The 19,582-nt window shown below is 66.7% G+C and carries 16 protein-coding genes and 1 pseudogene; 2 read left to right on the forward strand and 15 right to left on the reverse strand.

Annotation, left to right across the window (positions count from 1 at the left end; translation table 11 throughout):
- Positions 1–128: 128 nt before the first annotated feature.
- The 8 genes from ndk to EYZ64_RS20960 form a co-directional block, all read right to left on the reverse strand.
- On the reverse strand, positions 129–551 hold the full coding sequence (gene ndk / locus EYZ64_RS20925) for a nucleoside-diphosphate kinase (protein WP_135456325.1): 423 nt from the start codon (positions 549–551) through the stop codon (positions 129–131).
- An 84-nt stretch (positions 552–635) separates the two neighbouring features.
- Positions 636–974: a DUF4233 domain-containing protein gene (locus EYZ64_RS20930; RefSeq protein ID WP_286175313.1), complete on the reverse strand. Its 339-nt coding sequence runs from the start codon at positions 972–974 to the stop codon at positions 636–638.
- Between the two features lie 77 nt (positions 975–1,051).
- The gene (folC, locus tag EYZ64_RS20935; protein ID WP_135456329.1) at positions 1,052–2,458 is read right to left on the reverse strand and encodes a bifunctional tetrahydrofolate synthase/dihydrofolate synthase; all 1,407 of its coding nucleotides are present in this window, start codon (positions 2,456–2,458) and stop codon (positions 1,052–1,054) included.
- Positions 2,459–2,489: 31 nt separating this feature from the next.
- Entirely contained in the window at positions 2,490–5,138 is a 2,649-nt protein-coding gene (locus EYZ64_RS20940) for a valine--tRNA ligase (protein ID WP_167857906.1), read from the reverse strand.
- Positions 5,139–5,238: 100 nt separating this feature from the next.
- Positions 5,239–5,859, reverse strand: a complete 621-nt coding sequence (locus tag EYZ64_RS20945) for a DUF937 domain-containing protein (protein WP_135456331.1) — start codon at positions 5,857–5,859, stop codon at positions 5,239–5,241.
- A gap of 114 nt (positions 5,860–5,973) precedes the next feature.
- Positions 5,974–7,224, reverse strand: coding sequence for a saccharopine dehydrogenase family protein (locus EYZ64_RS20950; RefSeq protein WP_135456333.1), 1,251 nt, complete (start codon positions 7,222–7,224; stop codon positions 5,974–5,976).
- A 10-nt stretch (positions 7,225–7,234) separates the two neighbouring features.
- Entirely contained in the window at positions 7,235–9,202 is a 1,968-nt protein-coding gene (locus EYZ64_RS20955) for a S9 family peptidase (RefSeq protein ID WP_135456335.1), read from the reverse strand.
- Positions 9,203–9,276: 74 nt separating this feature from the next.
- Positions 9,277–9,888: a hypothetical protein gene (locus EYZ64_RS20960; protein ID WP_135456337.1), complete on the reverse strand. Its 612-nt coding sequence runs from the start codon at positions 9,886–9,888 to the stop codon at positions 9,277–9,279.
- A gap of 136 nt (positions 9,889–10,024) precedes the next feature.
- Here EYZ64_RS20960 and EYZ64_RS20965 point away from each other — a divergent pair, with 136 nt between their 5' ends.
- On the forward strand, positions 10,025–11,173 hold the full coding sequence (locus tag EYZ64_RS20965) for an FAD-dependent oxidoreductase (protein WP_135456340.1): 1,149 nt from the start codon (positions 10,025–10,027) through the stop codon (positions 11,171–11,173).
- Between the two features lie 2 nt (positions 11,174–11,175).
- On the opposite strand, the gene EYZ64_RS20970 is transcribed toward EYZ64_RS20965, so the two are convergent.
- From EYZ64_RS20970 to EYZ64_RS20995, 6 genes and pseudogenes are all read right to left on the reverse strand, one after another.
- Positions 11,176–11,649: a transglycosylase family protein gene (locus EYZ64_RS20970; RefSeq protein ID WP_167857907.1), complete on the reverse strand. Its 474-nt coding sequence runs from the start codon at positions 11,647–11,649 to the stop codon at positions 11,176–11,178.
- A gap of 251 nt (positions 11,650–11,900) precedes the next feature.
- Positions 11,901–12,134 (reverse strand): annotated as a pseudogene (locus EYZ64_RS20975) (transglycosylase family protein); the annotation flags it as partial.
- A gap of 1,145 nt (positions 12,135–13,279) precedes the next feature.
- Positions 13,280–13,843 carry a molybdenum cofactor guanylyltransferase gene (gene mobA, locus EYZ64_RS20980; protein ID WP_135460154.1) on the reverse strand — a complete coding sequence of 188 codons (564 nt, stop codon included), beginning with the start codon at positions 13,841–13,843 and terminating at the stop codon, positions 13,280–13,282.
- 37 nt (positions 13,844–13,880) lie between these two features.
- Positions 13,881–14,966, reverse strand: coding sequence for a 2-oxoacid:ferredoxin oxidoreductase subunit beta (locus EYZ64_RS20985; protein ID WP_135456342.1), 1,086 nt, complete (start codon positions 14,964–14,966; stop codon positions 13,881–13,883).
- Positions 14,963–16,918: a 2-oxoacid:acceptor oxidoreductase subunit alpha gene (locus EYZ64_RS20990; RefSeq protein ID WP_135456345.1), complete on the reverse strand. Its 1,956-nt coding sequence runs from the start codon at positions 16,916–16,918 to the stop codon at positions 14,963–14,965. Before EYZ64_RS20990 ends, EYZ64_RS20985 begins: the two co-directional genes overlap by 4 nt.
- Positions 16,919–17,260: 342 nt before the next feature.
- Complete coding sequence (locus tag EYZ64_RS20995; protein WP_135456347.1) at positions 17,261–18,109, reverse strand: PfkB family carbohydrate kinase; 849 nt, start codon at positions 18,107–18,109, stop codon at positions 17,261–17,263.
- A 168-nt stretch (positions 18,110–18,277) separates the two neighbouring features.
- On the opposite strand from EYZ64_RS20995, the gene EYZ64_RS21000 reads away from it, so the two are divergent.
- Positions 18,278–18,526 (forward strand): hypothetical protein, encoded by a 249-nt coding sequence (locus EYZ64_RS21000; protein ID WP_167857908.1) that lies wholly within the window; start codon positions 18,278–18,280, stop codon positions 18,524–18,526.
- A gap of 10 nt (positions 18,527–18,536) precedes the next feature.
- On the opposite strand, the gene EYZ64_RS21005 is transcribed toward EYZ64_RS21000, so the two are convergent.
- A complete protein-coding gene (locus tag EYZ64_RS21005; protein ID WP_135456350.1) occupies positions 18,537–19,541 on the reverse strand; it encodes a LacI family DNA-binding transcriptional regulator in 1,005 nt (334 codons plus the stop codon).
- Between the last annotated feature and the right edge of the window lie 41 nt (positions 19,542–19,582).

Consider the following 19,582-nt stretch of genomic DNA (forward strand, 5'->3'; position numbering starts at 1 on the left):
GCCGCACCGGATTGCGGTGGTCGCGCTCGTCGAAGTCTTCATTCGGGTGTTCAGCCCCGGTTGAGGCTGGCTACCCGCAACCAGTATCCCACATCACTGACGCGGTACTGACCAGACTGCGAGAAGGTTTATCGACCGGAGGCTTCGCCAGGGAACCACAGGGCGATCTCGCGGGCCGCCGACTCCGGCGAATCCGACCCGTGCACGAGGTTGTCCTGGGTCACAAGCGCCAGGTCACCACGGATGGTGCCGGGCACAGCCTTCTCCACCGGGTCGGTGCCGCCGGCGATCTGACGGAACGCCGCGATGGCGCGCGGTCCCTCCACGATGGCCGCGACAACAGGTCCGGAGGTGATGAACTCCAGCAGCGAATCGAAGAACGGCTTGCCGTCATGCTCGGCGTAGTGCTGCTTGGCCAGCTCAACGCTGACGTTCTTCAGTTCCAGCGCCGCCAGGGTCAGGCCCTTGCGCTCGATCCGGCCGAGGATCTCCCCGACCAGGTGGCGCTGCACGCCGTCGGGCTTGATCAGGACAAGGGTCTGCTCAGTCACGGCTGAGAGCGTACCGGTCGGTAACAGCGCCCCGCCATCGCGGGGCCCCGACCGAGCCCGCACTGTGGCCCAGCTATCACCGCGCTATTCGCTGGGCGGTTGCTGGCCAGGCAGGAGGCCACGATCCTGCCTGCGTTTGACCTCACCCCGCAGATACACGATCAGCAGCCAGACCACGGCGAAGATCACGCCGATGAAGCCGATTGCCCCATGAATGAGCGCACCGGCGATCACCACCAGCTGGATGCCCAGGTTCGCCCAGATGGCCCAGGGCCTGCCCTGGATCCCCGACATCAGGATCAGCACGATGGCCAGCCCGACCACGAATCCGCCCGAGGTCCAGGTCAGCCCGGCGCCGCTGACACCCACCACCGGCAGGGCCAGCAATACGACGATGGCTTCGAGGATCAGCGTCCCCGCCATCACCCCGCGGAAACTCTTCCACGGGTCCGGGGGTGCCGGCTTGTCACCTGGCGTCTGATCATCAGGGGTCTGATTGCTCACTGTGGGTCCCGTCCGAACAGGGTCCGGGCCTCGCCGGCGGTCACCACCGAACCGGTGATCACCATGCCGGACCCGGACAGTCCTTCGTCGGCCCCGGACTCCTCGACCAGGGCGGTGGCGGTCTCGATGGCATCCGGCAGCGTCACGGCGGTGATCACGCGATCCTGCCCGAAACGCTCTTCGGCCAGCGATGCCAGCGACTCGACGTCCATCGCCCGCGGTGAACCGTTATGGGTGACCACGATCTGATCGAACACGGGCTCCAGGGCGGTCAGGATGCCGCCGGCGTCCTTGTCCCCCATCACCGACACCACTCCGACCAGGTAGCGGAAGTCGAACTCCTGCTGCAGGGTCTGCGCCAGCGCCGCGGCTCCGGCCGGATTATGTGCTGCATCAATGAAAACCGTTGGTGCACTTCGCATACGCTCCATGCGGCCCGGGCTGCTCACTGCCGCGAAGCCGGCCCGGATCGCGTCGACATCGAGCTGCCGGTCCGCTCCCGCACCGAAGAACGCCTCGACCGCGGCCAGGGCGAGAACGGCGTTGTGGGCCTGATGTTCACCGTGCAGCGGCAGGAAGATTTCGGGGTACACGCCGCTCAGGCCCTGCAGCTCCAGCACCTGGCCGCCGATGGCGACCTGCCTGCTGAGCACCGCGAACTCGGAGTCCTCGCGGGCCACCGCCGCGTCGGCGCGCACCGCCTCCGCCAGCAGGACCTCCATGGCCTCGGGAGCCTGCTTCCCGATGACCGCAACGGTGTCGGTCTGCACCAGGTCCTCGGGCTGCCGGGTGATGATGCCCGCCTTCTCCCCCGCGATCTCGGCGATCGTGTCACCGAGATAGTCGGTGTGGTCGATGCCGACCGGGGTGATCACCGCGACCGGGGCGTTGACGACGTTGGTGGCGTCCCAGCGTCCACCCATCCCCACCTCGATTACCGCGACGTCGATGGGCACGTCGGCGAAGGCTGCGAAGGCCATCGCGGTGAGGACCTCGAACTTGCTCATCTTCGGCCCACCGGCAGCCTCGGACTGCCGGTCCACCAGTTCCACGAACGGTTCGATCTCGGTATACGTATTCACGTATTGCGCTGGCGTGACGGGCTTTCCGTCAATCGAGATGCGCTCCACCGCGGACTGCAGATGCGGGCTGGTGGTGCGTCCCGTCCGCCGGTGCAGGGCGATCAGCAACGCGTCGATGATGCGCGCCACCGACGTCTTGCCGTTGGTCCCCGCGACATGGATGGACGGGTAGGCCCGCTGCGGTGAGCCCAACAGCTCCAGTAGGGCGGAGATCCGCGCCGTGCTGGGGTCCAGCTTGGTCTCGGGCCATCGCTGATCGAGCAGGTGCTCGACCTGCAGCAGTGCGGCGATCTCGTCCGGGGAGGGAATCGGGTTGTTCACCTGGATTCTCGGCTCTTCGCGCAAGCGCTCATCACAGCGCTGCCAGGCGTGCGGTGATGCGCTCGACCTCTTCGCCGGCCAACTGCTGACGACCGCGGATCTTGTCGACGACGTTCTCGGGCGCCTTGGCCAGGAAAGCCTCGTTGCCGAGCTTGGCCGTCGTGGTGGCCAGCTCCTTTTGCGCCGCGGCCAGATCCTTCTCCAGCCGGCGCCGCTCGGCCGCGACATCGACGGTGCCCGAGGTGTCCACCTCGACGAGGACCGTGGCCTGCGTCAGACGCACCTCGACCGAGGCCGACGGGGTGAACCCGTCACCGGCGTCCGTCAGCCAGGCCAGCGCGGTAACCGCGGGCAGCTGTTCGGTCAGACCGGCCTCGGTGACCGCGGACAACCGGGCCGGAACCCGCTGCCGGTCGGCCAGGCCCTGGTCGCTGCGGAAGCGGCGCACCTCGGTGATCAGCTTCTGCATATCGGCAATGTGTTGTGCCGCAATCTGATCCAGCGCGATGCCGGATGCCTGCGGCCACTGCGCGATGACGATCGACTCGCCGTCGGTCAGCGCCTTCCACAGCGTCTCGGTGACGAACGGCATCACCGGATGCAGCAACTTGAGCAGAGCGTCGAGGACGAAGGCCAGCACTCCCGTGGTGTGAGCCACACCCTCGCCGAGCTGAACCTTGGCCAATTCCACGTACCAGTCGCAGAACTCGTCCCAGGCGAAGTGGTACAGCGATTCGCAGGCCCGGCTGAACTCATAGCTGTCGAGTGCCGCATCCACTTCGGCGCGAACCTCTTCGAGGCGGCCGAGGATCCAGCGGTCGGCGTCGGTGAGTTCGGCCGCGGCGGGCAGCGGGGCGGGGGCCGCACCGTTCATCAGCGCGAAGCGGGTCGCGTTGAACAGCTTGGTGGCGAAGTTACGCGAGGCCCTGGCGTGGTCCTCACCGATGGACAGGTCACCGCCGGGGCTGGCGCCGCGCGCCAACGTAAATCGCAGCGCGTCGGCACCGAACTTCTCCACCCAGTCCAACGGATCGATGCCGTTGCCGCGCGACTTGCTCATCTTTCGGCCGAACTCGTCGCGGATCAGGCCGTGCAGGAAGACGTTTTTGAAGGGAACCTGCGGACCGCGGGCGCCGTCGAACGTGATCGCCGGATCGTCGCCGACGAAGGTACCGAACATCATCATCCGCGCCACCCAGAAGAACAGGATGTCGTAGCCGGTGACCAGGACCGAGGTCGGATAGAACTTCGCCAGGTCCGGAGTGTGGTCGGGCCAGCCCATGGTGGAGAACGGCCACAGTGCCGAGGAGAACCAGGTGTCGAGGACGTCGGAGTCCTGCTCCCAACCGGCCGGCGGGGTCTCGTCGGGACCGACGCACACCGTCTCGCCGCCCGGACCGTGCCAGATCGGGATCCGGTGGCCCCACCACAGCTGCCGGGAAATGCACCAGTCGTGCATGTTGTCCACCCAGTCGAACCACCGCGGCTCCAGGCTCGGCGGGTGAATCACGGTGTCGCCGTTGCGCACCGCATCACCGGCGGCCTTGGCCAGGCCGTCCACCTTGACCCACCACTGCAGGGACAGGCGCGGCTCGATGGGCTCGCCACTGCGCTCGGAGTGCCCGACGCTGTGCAGGTAGGGCCGCTTCTCGGCGACGATCCGGCCCTGCCCGGCCAGCGCCTCCCGCACCTTGACCCGGGCCTCGAACCGGTCCATGCCGTCGAATTGCGTTCCGGTTTCGGCGATCCGACCCTTGGTGTCCATGATCGTGGGCATCGGAAGCTGATGACGCAGCCCGATCTCGAAGTCGTTCGGGTCGTGCGCGGGCGTGACTTTGACTGCGCCGGTACCGAATTCGGGGTCGACGTGAGTGTCGGCGACGATGATCATCTCGTGCTCGACGAACGGGTGCGGCAGCGTTGTGCCGACCAGGTGGCGGTATCGCTCGTCGTCGGGATGCACCGCGATCGCGGTGTCACCCAGCATGGTCTCCACCCGGGTGGTGGCCACGATGATGTGGGGCTCGTCGTCCTTCATCGAGCCGTAGCGGAACGAGACCAGCTCGCCTTCGACGTCCTCGTATTTGACCTCGAGGTCGCTGATCGCGGTCTCCAGCACCGGTGACCAATTGACCAGCCGCTCGGCCTGGTAGATCAGGCCCGCATCGAAGAGTCGCTTGAAGATGGTGCGCACCGCCCGCGACAGGCCCTCGTCCATGGTGAAGCGGTCGCGGCTCCAGTCCACGCCGTCACCGAGGCGGCGCATCTGCCCGCCGATGGTGCCGCCGGATTCGCGCTTCCAGTCCCACACCTTCTCGACGAACAGCTCGCGACCGAAGTCTTCCTTGGTCTTGCCGTCGACGGCGAGCTGCTTTTCCACCACGGTCTGGGTGGCGATGCCGGCGTGGTCCATACCGGGCAGCCACAGCACCTCATAGCCCTGCATGCGCTTGCGGCGGGTGAGGGCGTCCATCAGGGTGTGGTCGAGCGCGTGGCCCATGTGCAGGCTGCCGGTCACGTTGGGCGGGGGCAGCACGATCGAGTACGGCGGCTTTTCGCTGGCCGGATCGGCGGTGAAGTATCCGGCATCCACCCAGCCCTGGTACAGGTCGGCTTCTACCGCAGCGGGATCCCAGGATTTGGGGAGGGCATCGGCGCGATTGTCAGGGGTGGGGGTCACCGAGCCATTCTAAGAAGGACGTGCCCGAATACGCGAAAGCCCCCGATGCCCGGTGCGTTCGCTGGGCGTCGGAGGCTTTCGAGCAGGGGTATGCGGGGAGCTACTTCTTGCCGCCGAGCAGGCCGCCGAGGATCTCGCCGATGGCATTGCCCTGGCTGCCACCGCCGCCGAGCACGCTGCCCAGAATGCTGCCCAGCGGGTTGTTGGCGGCAGCACCGCCACCTGCCGCGCCGCCGAGGATGCTGCCGAGGATGTCCCCGAGCCCGCCGCCTCCGGAAGCCTGAGCCTGGGCCTCGCCCGCGGGTGCGGCGTTCTTCTGGGCGAACTGCTTGCCGATGTAGGCCAGCACGATCGGCGCCAGGATCGGCAGCAGCTTCTTGACCAGATCACCGCCACCGGCGCCCGTCCCCGCCAACGCCGAGGCGACCTGATTGCTGTCGTTGCCGCCGAAGATCTTCGCGACGTACTGGTTGCCCTCGCTCGGGTCGACCTGGTCGACGCTCACGCCACCGTCGAGCAGGCCGCTGGCGCCCTGCGCCGCGACCGCGGACTCGAGGTCACTCGAATCGATGTTGTCCGCTTGTACGTTCTCCGCCACACCGCCGACCAGGGCCGGAACCAGGGTCTTGATGGCGGCGTTCACCTCGCCTTCATCTGCGCCGAGCTTGCTTGCGATATCCGCCACCGGGATCTGCGCGAACAGATCATCGAGACCGGCCATTTTCATCCCACCTTCGTTGCTGGCGTACTGGAAGTCCTCGGCATCGACACTAGTCGAATCTGATCTTGTCCCACAGGTGTTCGACGCACGCCGATCGATTCATGCCACGCCGGCTCAGCTCAGGGCGGTGGTTTCCAGCGACACCCCGGCAGCTGGTAGCCGGGTGAGCAGTACATCCCCCATCGCGGCCACCGGTGTCAGCACGCCGCGTCGTTCCGACAGCGCGTCACGGTCGGTTGCCAGCGCGAGCCCGCACTCGCCGAGCAATACCGCGGTCGACTTGTATCCGGGATCGCCTTGCTGGGCCATGCTTGTCACGTACCGCGCGCCTGTTGTCGTGGTGGTGTACGTCTCGACGCGGTAGTGCCCCCGCTCGCGGGCTCGCTCGCTGGGGCCGGTTCCCGGCTTTGGGGCCAACTTCGCTACCAGGCCGCCGGGCAGCCGGTTGAAATAGCGGCCGCCGACACCGAGCGTGAAGGCGTTGACTCCAGTCACCGCGGCTGCCGCCAACGGCGCCGCGGGCGAGCGGCCCAGGCTCATCTGCTCGGCGTACTCGAAGCGCCGTCCATAGGCGTAGTTCAGTAATGCGTTGCTGCGCCGCACGATTCGAGTGTTCGGCGCGGCCATGGCAAACGCGCCGGTCCAGAGGCCGGCCAGCTCGGGAGCGATCTCACCGCCGCGGCGCCACCGCACGTCGGGCTGAGCGCCGAGTTCGGGCTCGGCCCCGCGGTCGGGGCTGAGCGTGTACGGATCGTTCATCAGTGCTCGTGCCTCTGGATCCGAGGACAGCGTGTCCAGCAGTTCCAGCATCGAGGCGACGGTGCCGCCAGACACGCCACCGGCGAAACTGCGCACCACCAGGTTGGTGTCACCGAGTTCCCCGGCGCCGTCTGCGAGCGCCCGCTGGTACAGCGCGTACACCGTGAGATCGGATGGCACCGAATCGAATCCGCACGAATGCACGATCCGCGCACCGGTGTCGACCGCCTGCTTGTGGTGCAGGTCGATGCTGTCCCGGATGAATGTCGTCTCACCCGTGAGGTCGGCGTAGTCGGTGCCTGCCGCGGCACACGCCGCGACCAACGGCATGCCGTAGCGGGCGTAGGGACCCACCGTCGTCACCACCACCTGGGTGCGTGCGGCCATCGCATCGAGAGAGGCCGGGGCGGTGGCGTCAGCGGTCACCAGCGGCCACGACTGCGCGCCGGGCGCCAGACCGTCACGAATGGCCAACAAGCGCTCCTCGGAACGACCGGCCAGGGCGATCCGGGCCGATCCCCCGGCCCTGGCCAAGTACTCGGCAGTCAGTTTTCCGGCGAATCCCGTCGCGCCGTACAGCACCAGATCGAACTCACGCTGCGTCACGATCTCGACGCTACCCGAGCAGTTCGGGCAACTGCACCGGTTCGCCTCGCAGGTGATCTCCCAGGAATGCCGTGACCACCTGGTACCAGATCTTGGCGTGCTGCGGCGACAGCACCCAGTGGTTCTCCGTCGGGTAGTACAGGAACCGGTGCGGGCTTTCGCCGTTCGCGTCGGCGGGCAGCCCCGAATCGCTGAGTAGCTCGTACCACAGCCGCAGCGCCTCGCCGATCGGTACGCGATAGTCCTTGTCGCCGTGGATGACCAACATCGGGGTGGCGATGTCGGCGACGAACCGGTGTGGTGAATTGCGCTGGGCCATCTCGGGCGTCATCTCCCGGGCCCACCAGTACGCACCGTCGGTGGTGGGGCCGAACTGGTCCAGCGCCCACAGGCTGGCATGCGTGACGATGGCGCCGAACCGATCGGTGTGCCCGGCGATCCAATTGGCCATGTAGCCGCCGAACGACCCGCCCATCGCAGCGGTGCGCGAGGCATCGACGCGTGGATGCGCGCATGCGGCATCTGTCGCCGCCATCAGGTCGGTGTACGGATCGCCGCCCCAGGCGCCCCAACCGCGTGCGATGAAGTCCTGGCCGTAGCCGGTGGACAGCCCCGGGTCCGGCATCAACACGGCATACCCGCGGGCCGTGAGCAGCCACGGGTTCCACCGCCAGTGCCAGCTGTTCCAGCTGCCCAACGGGCCGCCGTGAATCCACAGCACGAGCGGGGCCGGCTCGTCACCTTCGGGCAGGGTGAGCCAGGACCGGATCGGCGTGCCGTCGGCGGCGGTCGCCGTCACCTCTGTCACCGTGCCGGGCAGTTCGGGTGCCTCGAGGCACGGCAGCGCGGTGACGGTGCCGTCCCGGTCGATCCGGACCGGATGCGGCGGCGCGGCATACGAGCTGCGCAACGCATAGATCACCCCGCCGGGCACGGGACACACATCGGTGTAGGTGAAGTCATCGTCGGTCAGCTGGGTGACCGCACCGGATACGGGGTCGACGGAGAAGATCGGGCCACGGCCGCCGTCGTCGGCCGTCACGATCAGCGCCGACGAATCCGGTGCCCAGGCCACCGAGGACGGCCAGCGGTCCCAGTCGCCGGTCAACTCCACGGGATCCTCACCGAACTGCATGCAGCACAACGTGATCCGCGGCGGCGCGGCGGGAGTGGAATGGGTTTCCCTGGTGAAGGCCACCGCGCTGCCGTCCGGAGCGATCGCGGGGCGTTCCAGGTCCGCGCCGGGTTCCTGGACGATGGTGGTGCGTTCGCCGGTGACCCGGTCGATGCGCACCAAGACCACCCGCAGGGCGGTGCCCGGGCCCGGCTCCTGCCAGGACGTCACCACGAATCCGCCGTCGGCGCTGAGATCGAAGGTCGTCTCGCGCAGCGCCGCGCCCGGGTCGGCGGTCAGGTCCTGTTGTCCGTCGGCGTCGAAGAGGTGGGGTTGGTCCGGGCCGAGGTCGTGATCCCAGTGCCGGACCGGGTAGCCGGTGTGCAGGATCGCCGACACCTTGGTGTCCTTGCGCGCGTCGCGCTTGGCCTTGTCGTCGTCGACTCCGGCCGACGACGGCAACAGGGGTGCGGACACCACGGTGGCGTCGGCTGCCCGGGCGCTTGCCGCGCCCGTGACACCACCGGGCATCGTCAGCACCTCGTATGCCTCACCGCCGGTCGCGGGAAGGCGCCACAGTGCCGCCGGCGGTTTGTCCTCGCCGTCCCCGGGGCGCACCGCGAGGAACAACACGTCGCCCCCAGCCGTGAACACCGGCGCGGACTCCCCCTTGACCCCATGGGTCAGCCGGCGCGCAGGTTGGGCTCCGGTGGGATCCAATTCCCATATGGCGCTGAGGAATTCGGTTTTCTTCTCGTTGAGAGTGCTGACCGTCGTGACCAGCCGCGAGCCGTCGGGCGAAACCGCGAGACCAGATACCCGGGGCAAGGCGAGGTAGTCGTCGAGATCGTCAAACACCGTCATGGCTCCCCACCGTAACGGCGCAGCCCGTACCGGAGTCCGGTACGGGCCGCTTGTTCTGCTCATCCCAGTCTGGTTCAGGACACCTTGATGACCTGGCCGGTGACGTCGGTGCGTACCTGCTTGCTGCTGCGCTCACCCTTGACGTTGATGAAGATGACGACGTTCGCGTCGAACGGGATGTTGCGCTTGATGCTCACCGTCTGGACCTCACCATCCTTGATCTCGCTTGCCGCCACCGCGCCGTCGATCGCCGTGGCGATCGCGCTCGTGGGCACGTCGGTGATGGCGAACAGATTCTGCTGCAGCGCCTCGGTGTCCTCGTCGTAGTCGATCGGCCGAGACGGCCCGACCGTACCGGAGGTGTAGCTCCACTGATTGAGTTCGGTCGGGGCATTCGGGTCGATGGCCTCGACGCTGAGCACACCCGGCGCGATGCTGACCTCGACGACCTGCATCGGGTTCGCACCGACCTTGTCCGCGATCGCCGCATACGCGTTATCGATGCCCTCGGCGGTGAACAGGTTGCCCGACACCGCTTCGGTGATCTTCTCCGTGCCCGAGGTGACCACCTTCTCGGCCGCACCGGCGGCCGCATCCCTGATCTCGGTGACCTTCGAGCAACCGCTCAATGCGGACACGGCAAAGACCGCTGCGCCCAGCGCGATACCGAAGCGGTTGAGTTTCATGGGACCTCTCATTCATTCCATCCGGGCACCTTCGGCACCGGGAACCTGTGCAAAGACTGTGCAGACGCTGGAAGGCTACCGATCCCAACTCCGATCACGGCGAGCCACCTCACCTGGCCCCGGCTAGATTCGAGCGATGGCACAGTCCGTCCTCGTCATCGGCGCGGGTATCACCGGCCTGGCTACCGCAGTCGCATTGCAGCAGCAAGGGTTCGACGTCCGCGTGGCCGAGGCACGCCGGGACGTCACCCCCGGTGCGGGAATCAGCCTCTGGCCCAACGCGTTGGCCGCACTCGATGAGATCGGGCTCGGCGATCAGGTGCGCGATGCGGGCGGCCGGGTGACCACGGGAGCGCTGCGTCGGTCCGGCGGAGCCTGGTTGCGCCGGCCGGCGGCGCAACGGTTCACCCGGGCGCTGGGCGAACCGCTGGTGGTGATCAGACGCGCAGCCCTGACCGAGATCCTCGCCGGCGCGCTGGCTCCGGGCACGGTCCATTACGAGCTCACCGCCGACACGATCGACATCGGCGCCTCGGACGTGCGGGTCACGTTCACCGACGGCACGGTCCGCGAGGCGGCCGGTCTGGTCGGCGCCGACGGTGTCGACTCCGTGGTGGCCCGACATCTGAATGGGCCTCTGCCCCGTCGCTACACCGGCTACACCGCGTGGCGCGCGGTGGCCGCCTGCCCGCTCGATCCCGATCTGTCAGGCGAAACACTGGGCGCCGGCTCACAGGTCGGGCACGTGCCGCTCGGCGACGACCACACGTATTGGTTCGCCACCCAGCGCGTACCACGCGGACAGACCACACCCGATGGGGAGTTGGCCCACCTGAAACGGCACTTCTCATCATGGTCGGAGCCGATCCCGACGCTACTGGCCACGACCGATGCCGATCAGGTGCTCCGAAACGACCTCTACGACCGCGCCCCCGCCCGCACCTGGGCCCGCGGTCCCGTAGTGATCGCCGGGGACGCCGCCCATCCGATGCGCCCACATCTGGGCCAGGGCGGCTGCCAGGGACTCGAAGACGCCGCCATCCTGGCCGCCCTCGCGGCCAGAGGCCCGGATCTGGGGCGCGCGTTCTCCCGGTTCGCGGCCCTGCGCCGCAAGAGGGTCATGACGATCGTGCGGGAGGCACAGTTGGTCGGCCGGGTGGTGAACCTACGTCCGCCGGCACTCGGTGCCGCGGCCACCCGGGCTTCCGTACTGGTGCCCGAGTACGTGTTGACCCGGCACCTGGCCTCGATCGCCGGGCGCGGGGCTTTCACCCCGGTGCGCTGAGCTCAGTGCGGCACGCCGAAGGCTCCCAGCGGGTCCAGGAAGGTCGTGCAGATCCGGCGTAGGTCGAAAATGCCCAGCACCGCGCCGGGACGTACGGCCTGGCAACCGGTCGGTGCACCGGGCGCCGCCCAACCTGCCGGCATCCCACCTCGGACGCCGCACTTGGGCCAGGCCCCGATCCCCTGGGTGGCCAGGACGTTCTCGGCCACCCGTATCTGCTCCTCACGGGAGGCCGAGGCGGGCGATCCGATGCCGCCGTGCGAGGCCCAGGTGGTGGGCTTGAACTGAAGACCGCCGTACTGGCCGTTGCCGGTATCGGTGGACCAGTTGCCACCCGATTCGCAGTCCGCGATCGCATCCCAGTTCACCGTGTCCGCACCGGCGGTCGCCGTGACGGCGAACGTGGGTGCCAGCATGAGGCCCGCCGACGTCGCAGCAAGCCAGAAAGCCCTGGTTAACGCCATTCGTATGGTCATCTCACGGCCCTTCCCCGACCTTTGACACCAAGGACCACTGCAGATGCCGATCACGTTCATGCAACTGTGCGGTCACTAATGGGTTCGTGTGACCAACGTCACCCGTTACAGGGGAGGCTGAAGTTTTTTCGGAGGTTGTCGGGGCGGGAGTAACCGGAGGGCCTTCTGATGAAACAGAAGCGGTGCCAGGCAGAGGCCCGGCACCGCTTCGTATCAAGTTGTCAATCGCTCACATGGTGAGCAGCCCGGTACTAGCCGCGCTTGCCGCACACCGGCCAGGCACCGATGCCCTGGCTGCGCAGCACGTTCTCGGCAACCCGGATCTGCTCCGAGCGCGAGGCCTGATGCGGCGAACCCGAGCCGCCGTTGGCGCGCCAGGTGCCCATGTTGAACTGCAGGCCACCGTAGTACCCGTTACCGGTGTTGATCGCCCAGTTGCCACCCGACTCGCAGGCGGCGACGGCGTCCCAGTTAACGCTGTCCGCATTGGCGGTACCGGCACCCAGTGCCACGGGAGCCACAGCCAGTGCTCCAGCAATGATGCCCAGCCCAAACGTCTTGCGGATGTTCTTCACTTGATTCCTCTCGCCAAGCGCGCACCATCAACACCCGCCCAGGCGGGTGCGGAAGCCTGAATCCAGGCCGGAGGGGTTGGTTCGCGCCGTCTCGGTCAGGCACGAAAGGGAGGGCCACAGTGCCCGGCCCGGGATCAGACCCAGGCCCCCGCGTCGGGCGTAATCGCCACCGCGGCCCCACTCACACGCAGGTTCTTGGTGTTGAAATTATTTGCTCCATGTCGGAGACGCTTTGGACCGTACAAAGGTCTCGAAGAGAAGTCATCCCGATGTAGAAGCGATCGCGGAAAGATCACGGACAGATAACGAGACACTGAACGAATCGTTTGTGCAGGTCAACGCCGGGCTACTGCCGTTACCGTTTCGTGATCGGCGTAAACGGAACGTGAGCGAGATCACGCATTTTTTGTGAGCTGGCCCACTTGATTTGGGTACAGCAACACCGTCACCAATGGTCGGCGATGACAAAAAGCGCTGGTAGATGCCATCGGCGAGTGTCATCAAGCACCGCAGCGCGCGAATCCGTTCGCTACGGTTCCCCACCGCCCCGAAACCAGAACATGCTCCAAATACACTGGAATACAACGACTATCGCGCATGCCAGGCGCTGCAACCAGGCTGGGCCGCAGTGGGTCCAACGCCTACGATGTCGACGCGGCGTAGTCCAAAATGACTCCGCCACAACCAATCTCACCAGGCCGCCGAGAAGCGTCAGACCGCCCAGCCAACCCGGCTCCGTCTCAGGTAGTCCATAGGTTTCGGCAAAGCATGCGGTCAGGGGAATTTCGTCGGGAATTCAGCACGGCCGGGCGCACGCATCAGCGAATAGCGCGCAGCATTTCGACAGCCGATGCGAGACCGAATCATCCTGGACACCAGTGGATTTCGCGCGCCAGTCGGGCTCCTCCATCGCTGACGGTTCCCCAATTCACCCCGCTTCCAGGGCCTTGAATAGGGGGAAATAATCGATCAATTATCTCGAAACGATAAATTGGGCCCGGTTCGCGCGTTAATTCACAATTTGCTGTGCTCGAGATGACCGAATAGGCCGGCGCTCAAGGCAGGTCGGCCGCGGTGTTGACGTTGGTCAGTGCGCGCTGCGGCGCCATCACGATCCGTTGCGTGTCGACAGACTCGGCCAGCGACCGCATGCTGCGCCGGCCGTCGCGCACCAGGGCGGCAATCCGTTCAGTGAGCGAGCTGCGGTAGATCCCCGCCAGATAGTGGTCCCTACCGTCCCACGGCAGCACGATATCGGCAGGTAACCGCTCCGCGGAGGCCGCCAGGGTGTCGATCAGATCCGCCGACAGATACGGCATGTCCACCGCGCACACGAAGGCGCGGTCGAGGCCGGCCTCCGCGACGGCACGCAGCCCGCGACCCGTCGCCACCAGCGGCCCGACACCAAGCACCTCGTCGCGCAGTATCTCGGCGCTCAGTGCGGGTAGCGGCTGACCGGGCGCGGCGATGACGAAAACCGGTGAGCAGCGCGTGCTCACCGCGGCGACCACATGCTCGACCATCGTCGAGCCTTCGAACGGCAGCGTCGCCTTGTCACGCCCCATACGACGCGAAGCCCCGCCCGCCAGAACTACCGCGGCGAGCGGGGCTGTGCTCAGGTTGCTTCGGTGAGCAGGGTCAGTGCGATTAGCGCAACTAGTCGACGGTCCACGTGTCTTTGCCACGCAGCAAGGATTGCAGAGCTGCGGTGTCGTGGGGCTTGGATTCGATGGCCGTGTTGACCTGCTGGCGCGCGGCGTCGTCGTAGGTGGGTCGGCTGACCTTGCGGAAGATACCCATCACCATGTGATCGAGGTTCTGCTCGCTCAACCGCGACAGCGCGAATGCGTAGGCAGGGTCATCGATCTCGGCGTTGTGCACCACGATGTCGTCGGCCGCGACGTCTGCGGTCTTGGCGACCTCCAGGCCGTACCCGGACTTGACCACGCAGTACTCGCCATCGACACCGAACTTGATCGGCTCCCCGTGGCTGACGTTGATCAGCCGCTCCTCGGCGCCTTCCTTGCGGAGCGCGTCGAACGATCCGTCGTTGAAGATCGGGCAGTCCTGCATGATCTCCACCAGTGCGGCACCGCGGTGCTCGGCTGCGCCGCGCAGCACCTCGGACAGACCCTTGCGGTCGGAGTCCAGCGCACGGCCGACGAACGTGGCCTCGGCACCCAGCGCCAGCGACACCGGGTTGAACGGGTAGTCCAGTGAGCCCATCGGGGTCGACTTGGTGACCTTGCCGACCTCGGAGGTGGGCGAGTACTGACCCTTCGTCAGGCCGTAGATCCGGTTGTTGAACAGCAGGATCGTGATGTTGATGTTGCGGCGCAGCGCGTGGATCAGGTGGTTGCCACCGATCGACAGCGAGTCACCGTCACCGGTGACGACCCACACCGACAGGTCCGGACGGGCCAGCGCGAGTCCGGTGGCGATGGTCGGGGCGCGACCGTGGATCGAGTGGAAGCCGTAGGTCTCCAGGTAGTACGGGAACCGGCTGGAGCAGCCGATGCCGCTGATGAACGCGATGTTCTCGCGCTTGAGACGCAACTCCGGCAGGAAGTTGCGGATGGTGTTGAGGATGACGTAGTCACCGCAACCCGGGCACCAGCGGACCTCCTGGTCACTGGTGAAGTCCTTGCCCTTCTGCGGCTGGTCGGTGGTGGGGACCAGGGCGTTCTTGGTCAGAGGAGTCAGGCCCAGGTCTTGATGGTCTGTGCCGATCAGATCAGTCATGCGTTCGCTCCCACACCGCTCGCGTCAGATGCTTCAACCTCGATGGTGGCCGCCGCCAACCGGGCGAATTTGGCCTTGTCGTTTTCCTTCTCACCGAGCGTGCCGTCCAGGGCCGCGTCGATGATGCCCTCCACCTCGTCGGCGAGGAAGGCCATGCCCTCCACCTTGGTCACCGACTGAACGTCGACCAGGTACATGCCGCGCAGCAGCAGCGCCAACTGTCCGAGGTTCATCTCCGGTACCACCACCTTCGGGTAGCGGCGCAGCACCTCCCCGAGGTTGGCCGGGAAGGGGTTGAGGTGGCGCAGATGAGCCTGGGCGACCTTGATGCCCTTGCGCCGGGCCCGCCGGCAGGCCTCACCGATCGGTCCGTAGCTGCTACCCCAGCCCAGCATCAGCAGTTCGGCATCGCCGTTGGGGTCGTCGACCTCCAGATCGGGCACCTTGATACCGCCGATCTTCTCCTGGCGCAGCCGCACCATGAGGTCGTGGTTCTTGGGCTCGTAGGAGATGTTGCCCGAACCGTTGGCGGCCTCAAGGCCACCGATCCGGTGCTCCAGGCCCGGGGTGCCGGGCACCGCGAACTGGCGGGCCAGGGTCTCGGGATCGCGCGCGTAGGGAGCGAACGGCTCGCCGGACTTGGCGAACTTGTGCTCGATCGGCGGGTAGGTGCTGATGTCCGGGATCTGCCAGGGCTCAGAGCCGTTCGCGACCGCACCGTCGGACAGGATGATGACCGGGGTGTGGTAATCGACCGCGATGCGCGAGGCCTCCACGGCGATGTCGAAGCAGTCCGACGGCGACTTCGGCGCCAGGATCGCGACCGGTGACTCGCCGTTGCGGCCGAACAGCGCCTGCAACAGGTCGGCCTGCTCGGTCTTGGTCGGCAGACCAGTCGACGGGCCGCCACGCTGCACGTCGATGATGAGCAGCGGCAACTCGGTCATCACCGCCAGGCCGATGGCCTCGGACTTGAGCGAGACACCGGGACCGGAGGTGCTGGTGACGCCCAGCGCGCCGCCGTAGGAGGCGCCGATAGCCGCGCCGATACCGGCGATCTCGTCCTCGGCCTGGAAGGTCAGGACGTTGAAGTTCTTGTGCTTGGACAGCTCGTGGAGGATGTCCGACGCCGGGGTGATCGGGTAGGTACCCAGCACCACCTGGATCTGCGCCAGATGTCCGGCGGCCACGATGCCGTAGGCCAACGCGGTGTTACCCGAGATCTGACGGTATTCACCCGACTTCAGCTTGGCCGGCGACACCTCGTAGGTGGTGGCGAATGCCTCGGTGGTCTCGCCGTAGTTCCAGCCGGCCTTGAGCGCCAGGACGTTGGCCTCGGCCACGTCGGGCTTGCGGGAGAACTTCTCCCGGATGAACGCCTCGCTGTGCTCGAGCTCGCGGCCGTACATCCACGAGAGCAGACCGAGGGCGAACATGTTCTTGGCGCGCTGGCCGTCCTTCTTGGTGGCACCGATCGCCTCGACGGCGCCCAGAGTCAGCGTCGTCATCGCGACGGACGTCACCACGTAGTCGGACAACGTGTCATCCTCTAGCGGATTGTTGTCGTATCCGACCTTGGCGAGGTTGCGCTTGGTGAACTCATCGGAGTTGGCGATGATCAGACCGCCGCGGGGCAGATCCGAGACGTTGGCCTTGAGCGCTGCCGGGTTCATCGCCACGAGCACGTCGGGACGGTCACCGGCGGTGAGGATGTCGTAGTCGGCGATCTGGATCTGGAACGACGAGACCCCGGGCAGGGTGCCCTGTGGCGCGCGGATCTCGGCGGGATAGTTCGGCTGGGTAGCCAGGTCGTTGCCGAACAGCGCAGCTTCAGAAGTGAAGCGGTCGCCGGTCAACTGCATACCGTCGCCGGAGTCGCCGGCGAAGCGGATGACTACCTTCTCGAGCTTCTGCCGCGGCGCGGCGCCATTGCCGTTGCCGTTCTCACCCACGGCTACCGCCTTTCACACGTACTTTGACCACGTCTTTCCGGGCCGCTGCCATGTGACGCGCTGCCGGATCGAACGTCCACCGAATTTTGATGTCACTACCAGTACCGATTATTGCACTGCTCTTAGGCTGCACTTCACCGCGCCGTCCCTCGACACGCGGGTGGGTTCTCGACGAAGGTGCTGTTCGTGGGCGTGAAGAAGCCCCTTTTGAGACAAAACTGTGGTTTTCGTCACGTTTAGGAGAACGTCATTCTCTAAGGAAAATGCTACCGGCCGGTAGCTCTCTGCTAGCACCGGCAAGCGCGTACTTGACACTTGTCGAGTTTAGGCCCCGACGTGCGCTTACGCCCGGTCGGGTGTCCCGGCGTGAACCCGCTTGTCCAATTCCCTGGCTACCAGTTCGCTGGCCGATTCCGCGGCGCGGTGCGGATCGCGGCCTGCCGCACGGTGCGCGACATAGCAGGCGGTGAACATGTCCCCCGCCCCGGTGGTCTGGACATCCAGAACCCGCCAGGCGGCCGGCACGCGCTCCACCGCACCCTCGATATATATGTCGCACCCCTCTGAGCCGTAGGTCACCAGGATCTCCGCGACGCCGAGTCGCTCCGCCGTCGACGCGTCGAACGCGCCGTCGGCCACGATCACTGCCTCGTCCTCGGCAAGCTTGAGGATGTCGACATCGGCCAGCAGGTCCGCGGGAAAGTGACGATCCTCGACCAGCGGCCCCAAGCGGTCGGCGCGCACCAGCCCCTGCCCGTCGTAGGCGACCCGGTGACCTCGTGCCGGCAGCGCGGCCAGCGTGCCGGCCGGGAAATCGGTGCGCAGCAACGGGGCCAGGTGCACCCACGTCGTCGCCGGATCAGCAGCTTCGACGTCCGCGGCGGTCCACACCGGGCCGATCGCCTGCACACCCATGTGCCGGTGATCAGTGTCGTCGTAGTCGAGGCTGAACGAACTCGTCACGTCCGAGGGCAGGATCTGCACCAGCGACCCGAACCGCGCGCGCAGCCCGTCGAACAGGGCGTGATCGCGTTCGGCGCCCATCGCGATGATCCGACCGGGCCCGCCCGCCGCCTGCAGCGCCACTCCGGCGAACGACGCGCATCCCCCCGGGCTCGGCGGCGCCCCGTTGATGATGTCGATCGCGAGGTTGCCGAGCACGGTTACCCCAGGGACTAGCTCTCGTGGCATGGATGAAGTCTCCCGGTCTGGGCGATCGCCGCGCGCCCCGACCCCGCCCGATCCCGCACCCGTCATCTAAATGTGATGCATGTCACACATCGATATGTGGAATGCCACGGCCCGGATCCGCCTTCAAATCCCATAGATAGTCAATGTTGTGACGAAGGGTTTTGCGAAATGCGTGTGGATTCGAGAACGAGACTTCTCCTCTGTACCGCCGGCTCGGCAGCCGCGGCAATCATGGCGGTACTGGGGCTCCAAACGAACCAGATCGACAGCACACTCGACATGTCCGTGCCCGCGGCCGAACCCACCATGCACTTCGGCGAGACCGTGACCCAATCCGCACCGCCATCACAGCCCGATACTCCTGCTGCCACACCGCCGGTCAAGGCCACGCCGGCCCCCACCGCCGAGCCCGGATAAACCGAAGTGCTCACGCCGGCAGGTTGTACGGCGTGACCACCTGAATGGGTACGGGGCGGACCGGCTCCCCCGGCAATGCACCGTGCTGCTGCAGGATCAACCGCATGGCGAGTCGCGCGTCGGCCCGCAGGTCGTTGTGCAGCACCACCGAGATCCTGCCTTCCCGCAGCAATCTACGGTTGTCGGCATCGAGATCGTGGGCGACGAAGACCCGACACTGTCGTCCGAGTTTCTCGAACGCCGCGACTGTGGCGGCGTTGCCGCCGCCTGGCGAATAGACCGCCTCCACGGACGGGTGACGCTCCAGCGCGTCGAGCACCAGCCGTTCGTTGGTCGCGTCGATGCCGTCGCTGTCGGTGACCTCGACGACCACACGGCCCGAACCGCGCAACCCCGACCGGAATCCGACCTCGCGCTCGCCCTCACCACGAAACACCGTGCGGCTCAGGGTGATCAATACCGCCGAGGGGGTGGGGCCCAACCATTGCTCGATCAGGTAGGCCGCGGTCGCACCGGCTCCGTGGTTGTCGATACCGACGTATGCACTGCGGGCGCTGGCGGGAATGTCGGTCGTGTAGGTCACCACCGGAACCCCGGCGGCGACGAGTTGGTCCACGGCCTCGGCCACCTCGGGTTCGTCGGCCGCCTTGAGCACCACCCCGTGGCTGCCGCGAATGCCCGCCAAGGTGTCGACCATCTGAGCGGTCGACCCGGATTCCCAGAGGTGGAAGCGGGCCCGCAACATGGCCGGTGCGAACGTGGGCAACTCGGCCTCGACAGCCGCCCGGAACGCGTCGGAGAACCGCCGGGGGGTCTGCATGACCACGTCGATCAGATAGCGACGCCCGTTGAGCCGCAACTGTGCCCGTTGCTTGTCCAGGTCGGCGATCGCTTGGCGCACCTCGGCTCGGGTGTTCTCACGCACACCCGGGCGGTCGTTGAGCACCCGGTCCACCGTGGCCTCACTCAAGCCACACTGCTGAGCGATCTCACGGACCTTGTATCGGTGCGCCACCTGCGACCTCCCGCGCCTGCTGATGGTTTTTTGATGGCTTT

The organism is Mycobacterium sp. DL99 (genome assembly GCF_004762045.1).
Lineage (GTDB): Bacteria > Actinomycetota > Actinomycetes > Mycobacteriales > Mycobacteriaceae > Mycobacterium.

What these genes read in the sequence shown, in the direction of transcription:
- EYZ64_RS21000 (WP_167857908.1), top strand. Translation starts at nt 18,278, where the DNA reads ATGCGTGTGGATTCGAGAACGAGACTTCTCCTCTGTACCGCCGGCTCG.
- EYZ64_RS20955 (WP_135456335.1), bottom strand. Translation starts at nt 9,202, where the DNA reads ATGACGGTGTTTGACGATCTCGACGACTACCTCGCCTTGCCCCGGGTA.
- EYZ64_RS20960 (WP_135456337.1), bottom strand. Translation starts at nt 9,888, where the DNA reads ATGAAACTCAACCGCTTCGGTATCGCGCTGGGCGCAGCGGTCTTTGCC.
- EYZ64_RS20995 (WP_135456347.1), bottom strand. Translation starts at nt 18,109, where the DNA reads ATGCCACGAGAGCTAGTCCCTGGGGTAACCGTGCTCGGCAACCTCGCG.
- EYZ64_RS20970 (WP_167857907.1), bottom strand. Translation starts at nt 11,649, where the DNA reads ATGACCATACGAATGGCGTTAACCAGGGCTTTCTGGCTTGCTGCGACG.
- EYZ64_RS20985 (WP_135456342.1), bottom strand. Translation starts at nt 14,966, where the DNA reads ATGACTGATCTGATCGGCACAGACCATCAAGACCTGGGCCTGACTCCT.
- EYZ64_RS20945 (WP_135456331.1), bottom strand. Translation starts at nt 5,859, where the DNA reads ATGGCCGGTCTCGATGATCTGTTCGCGCAGATCCCGGTGGCGGATATC.
- EYZ64_RS20965 (WP_135456340.1), top strand. Translation starts at nt 10,025, where the DNA reads ATGGCACAGTCCGTCCTCGTCATCGGCGCGGGTATCACCGGCCTGGCT.
- EYZ64_RS20930 (WP_286175313.1), bottom strand. Translation starts at nt 974, where the DNA reads ATGGCGGGGACGCTGATCCTCGAAGCCATCGTCGTATTGCTGGCCCTG.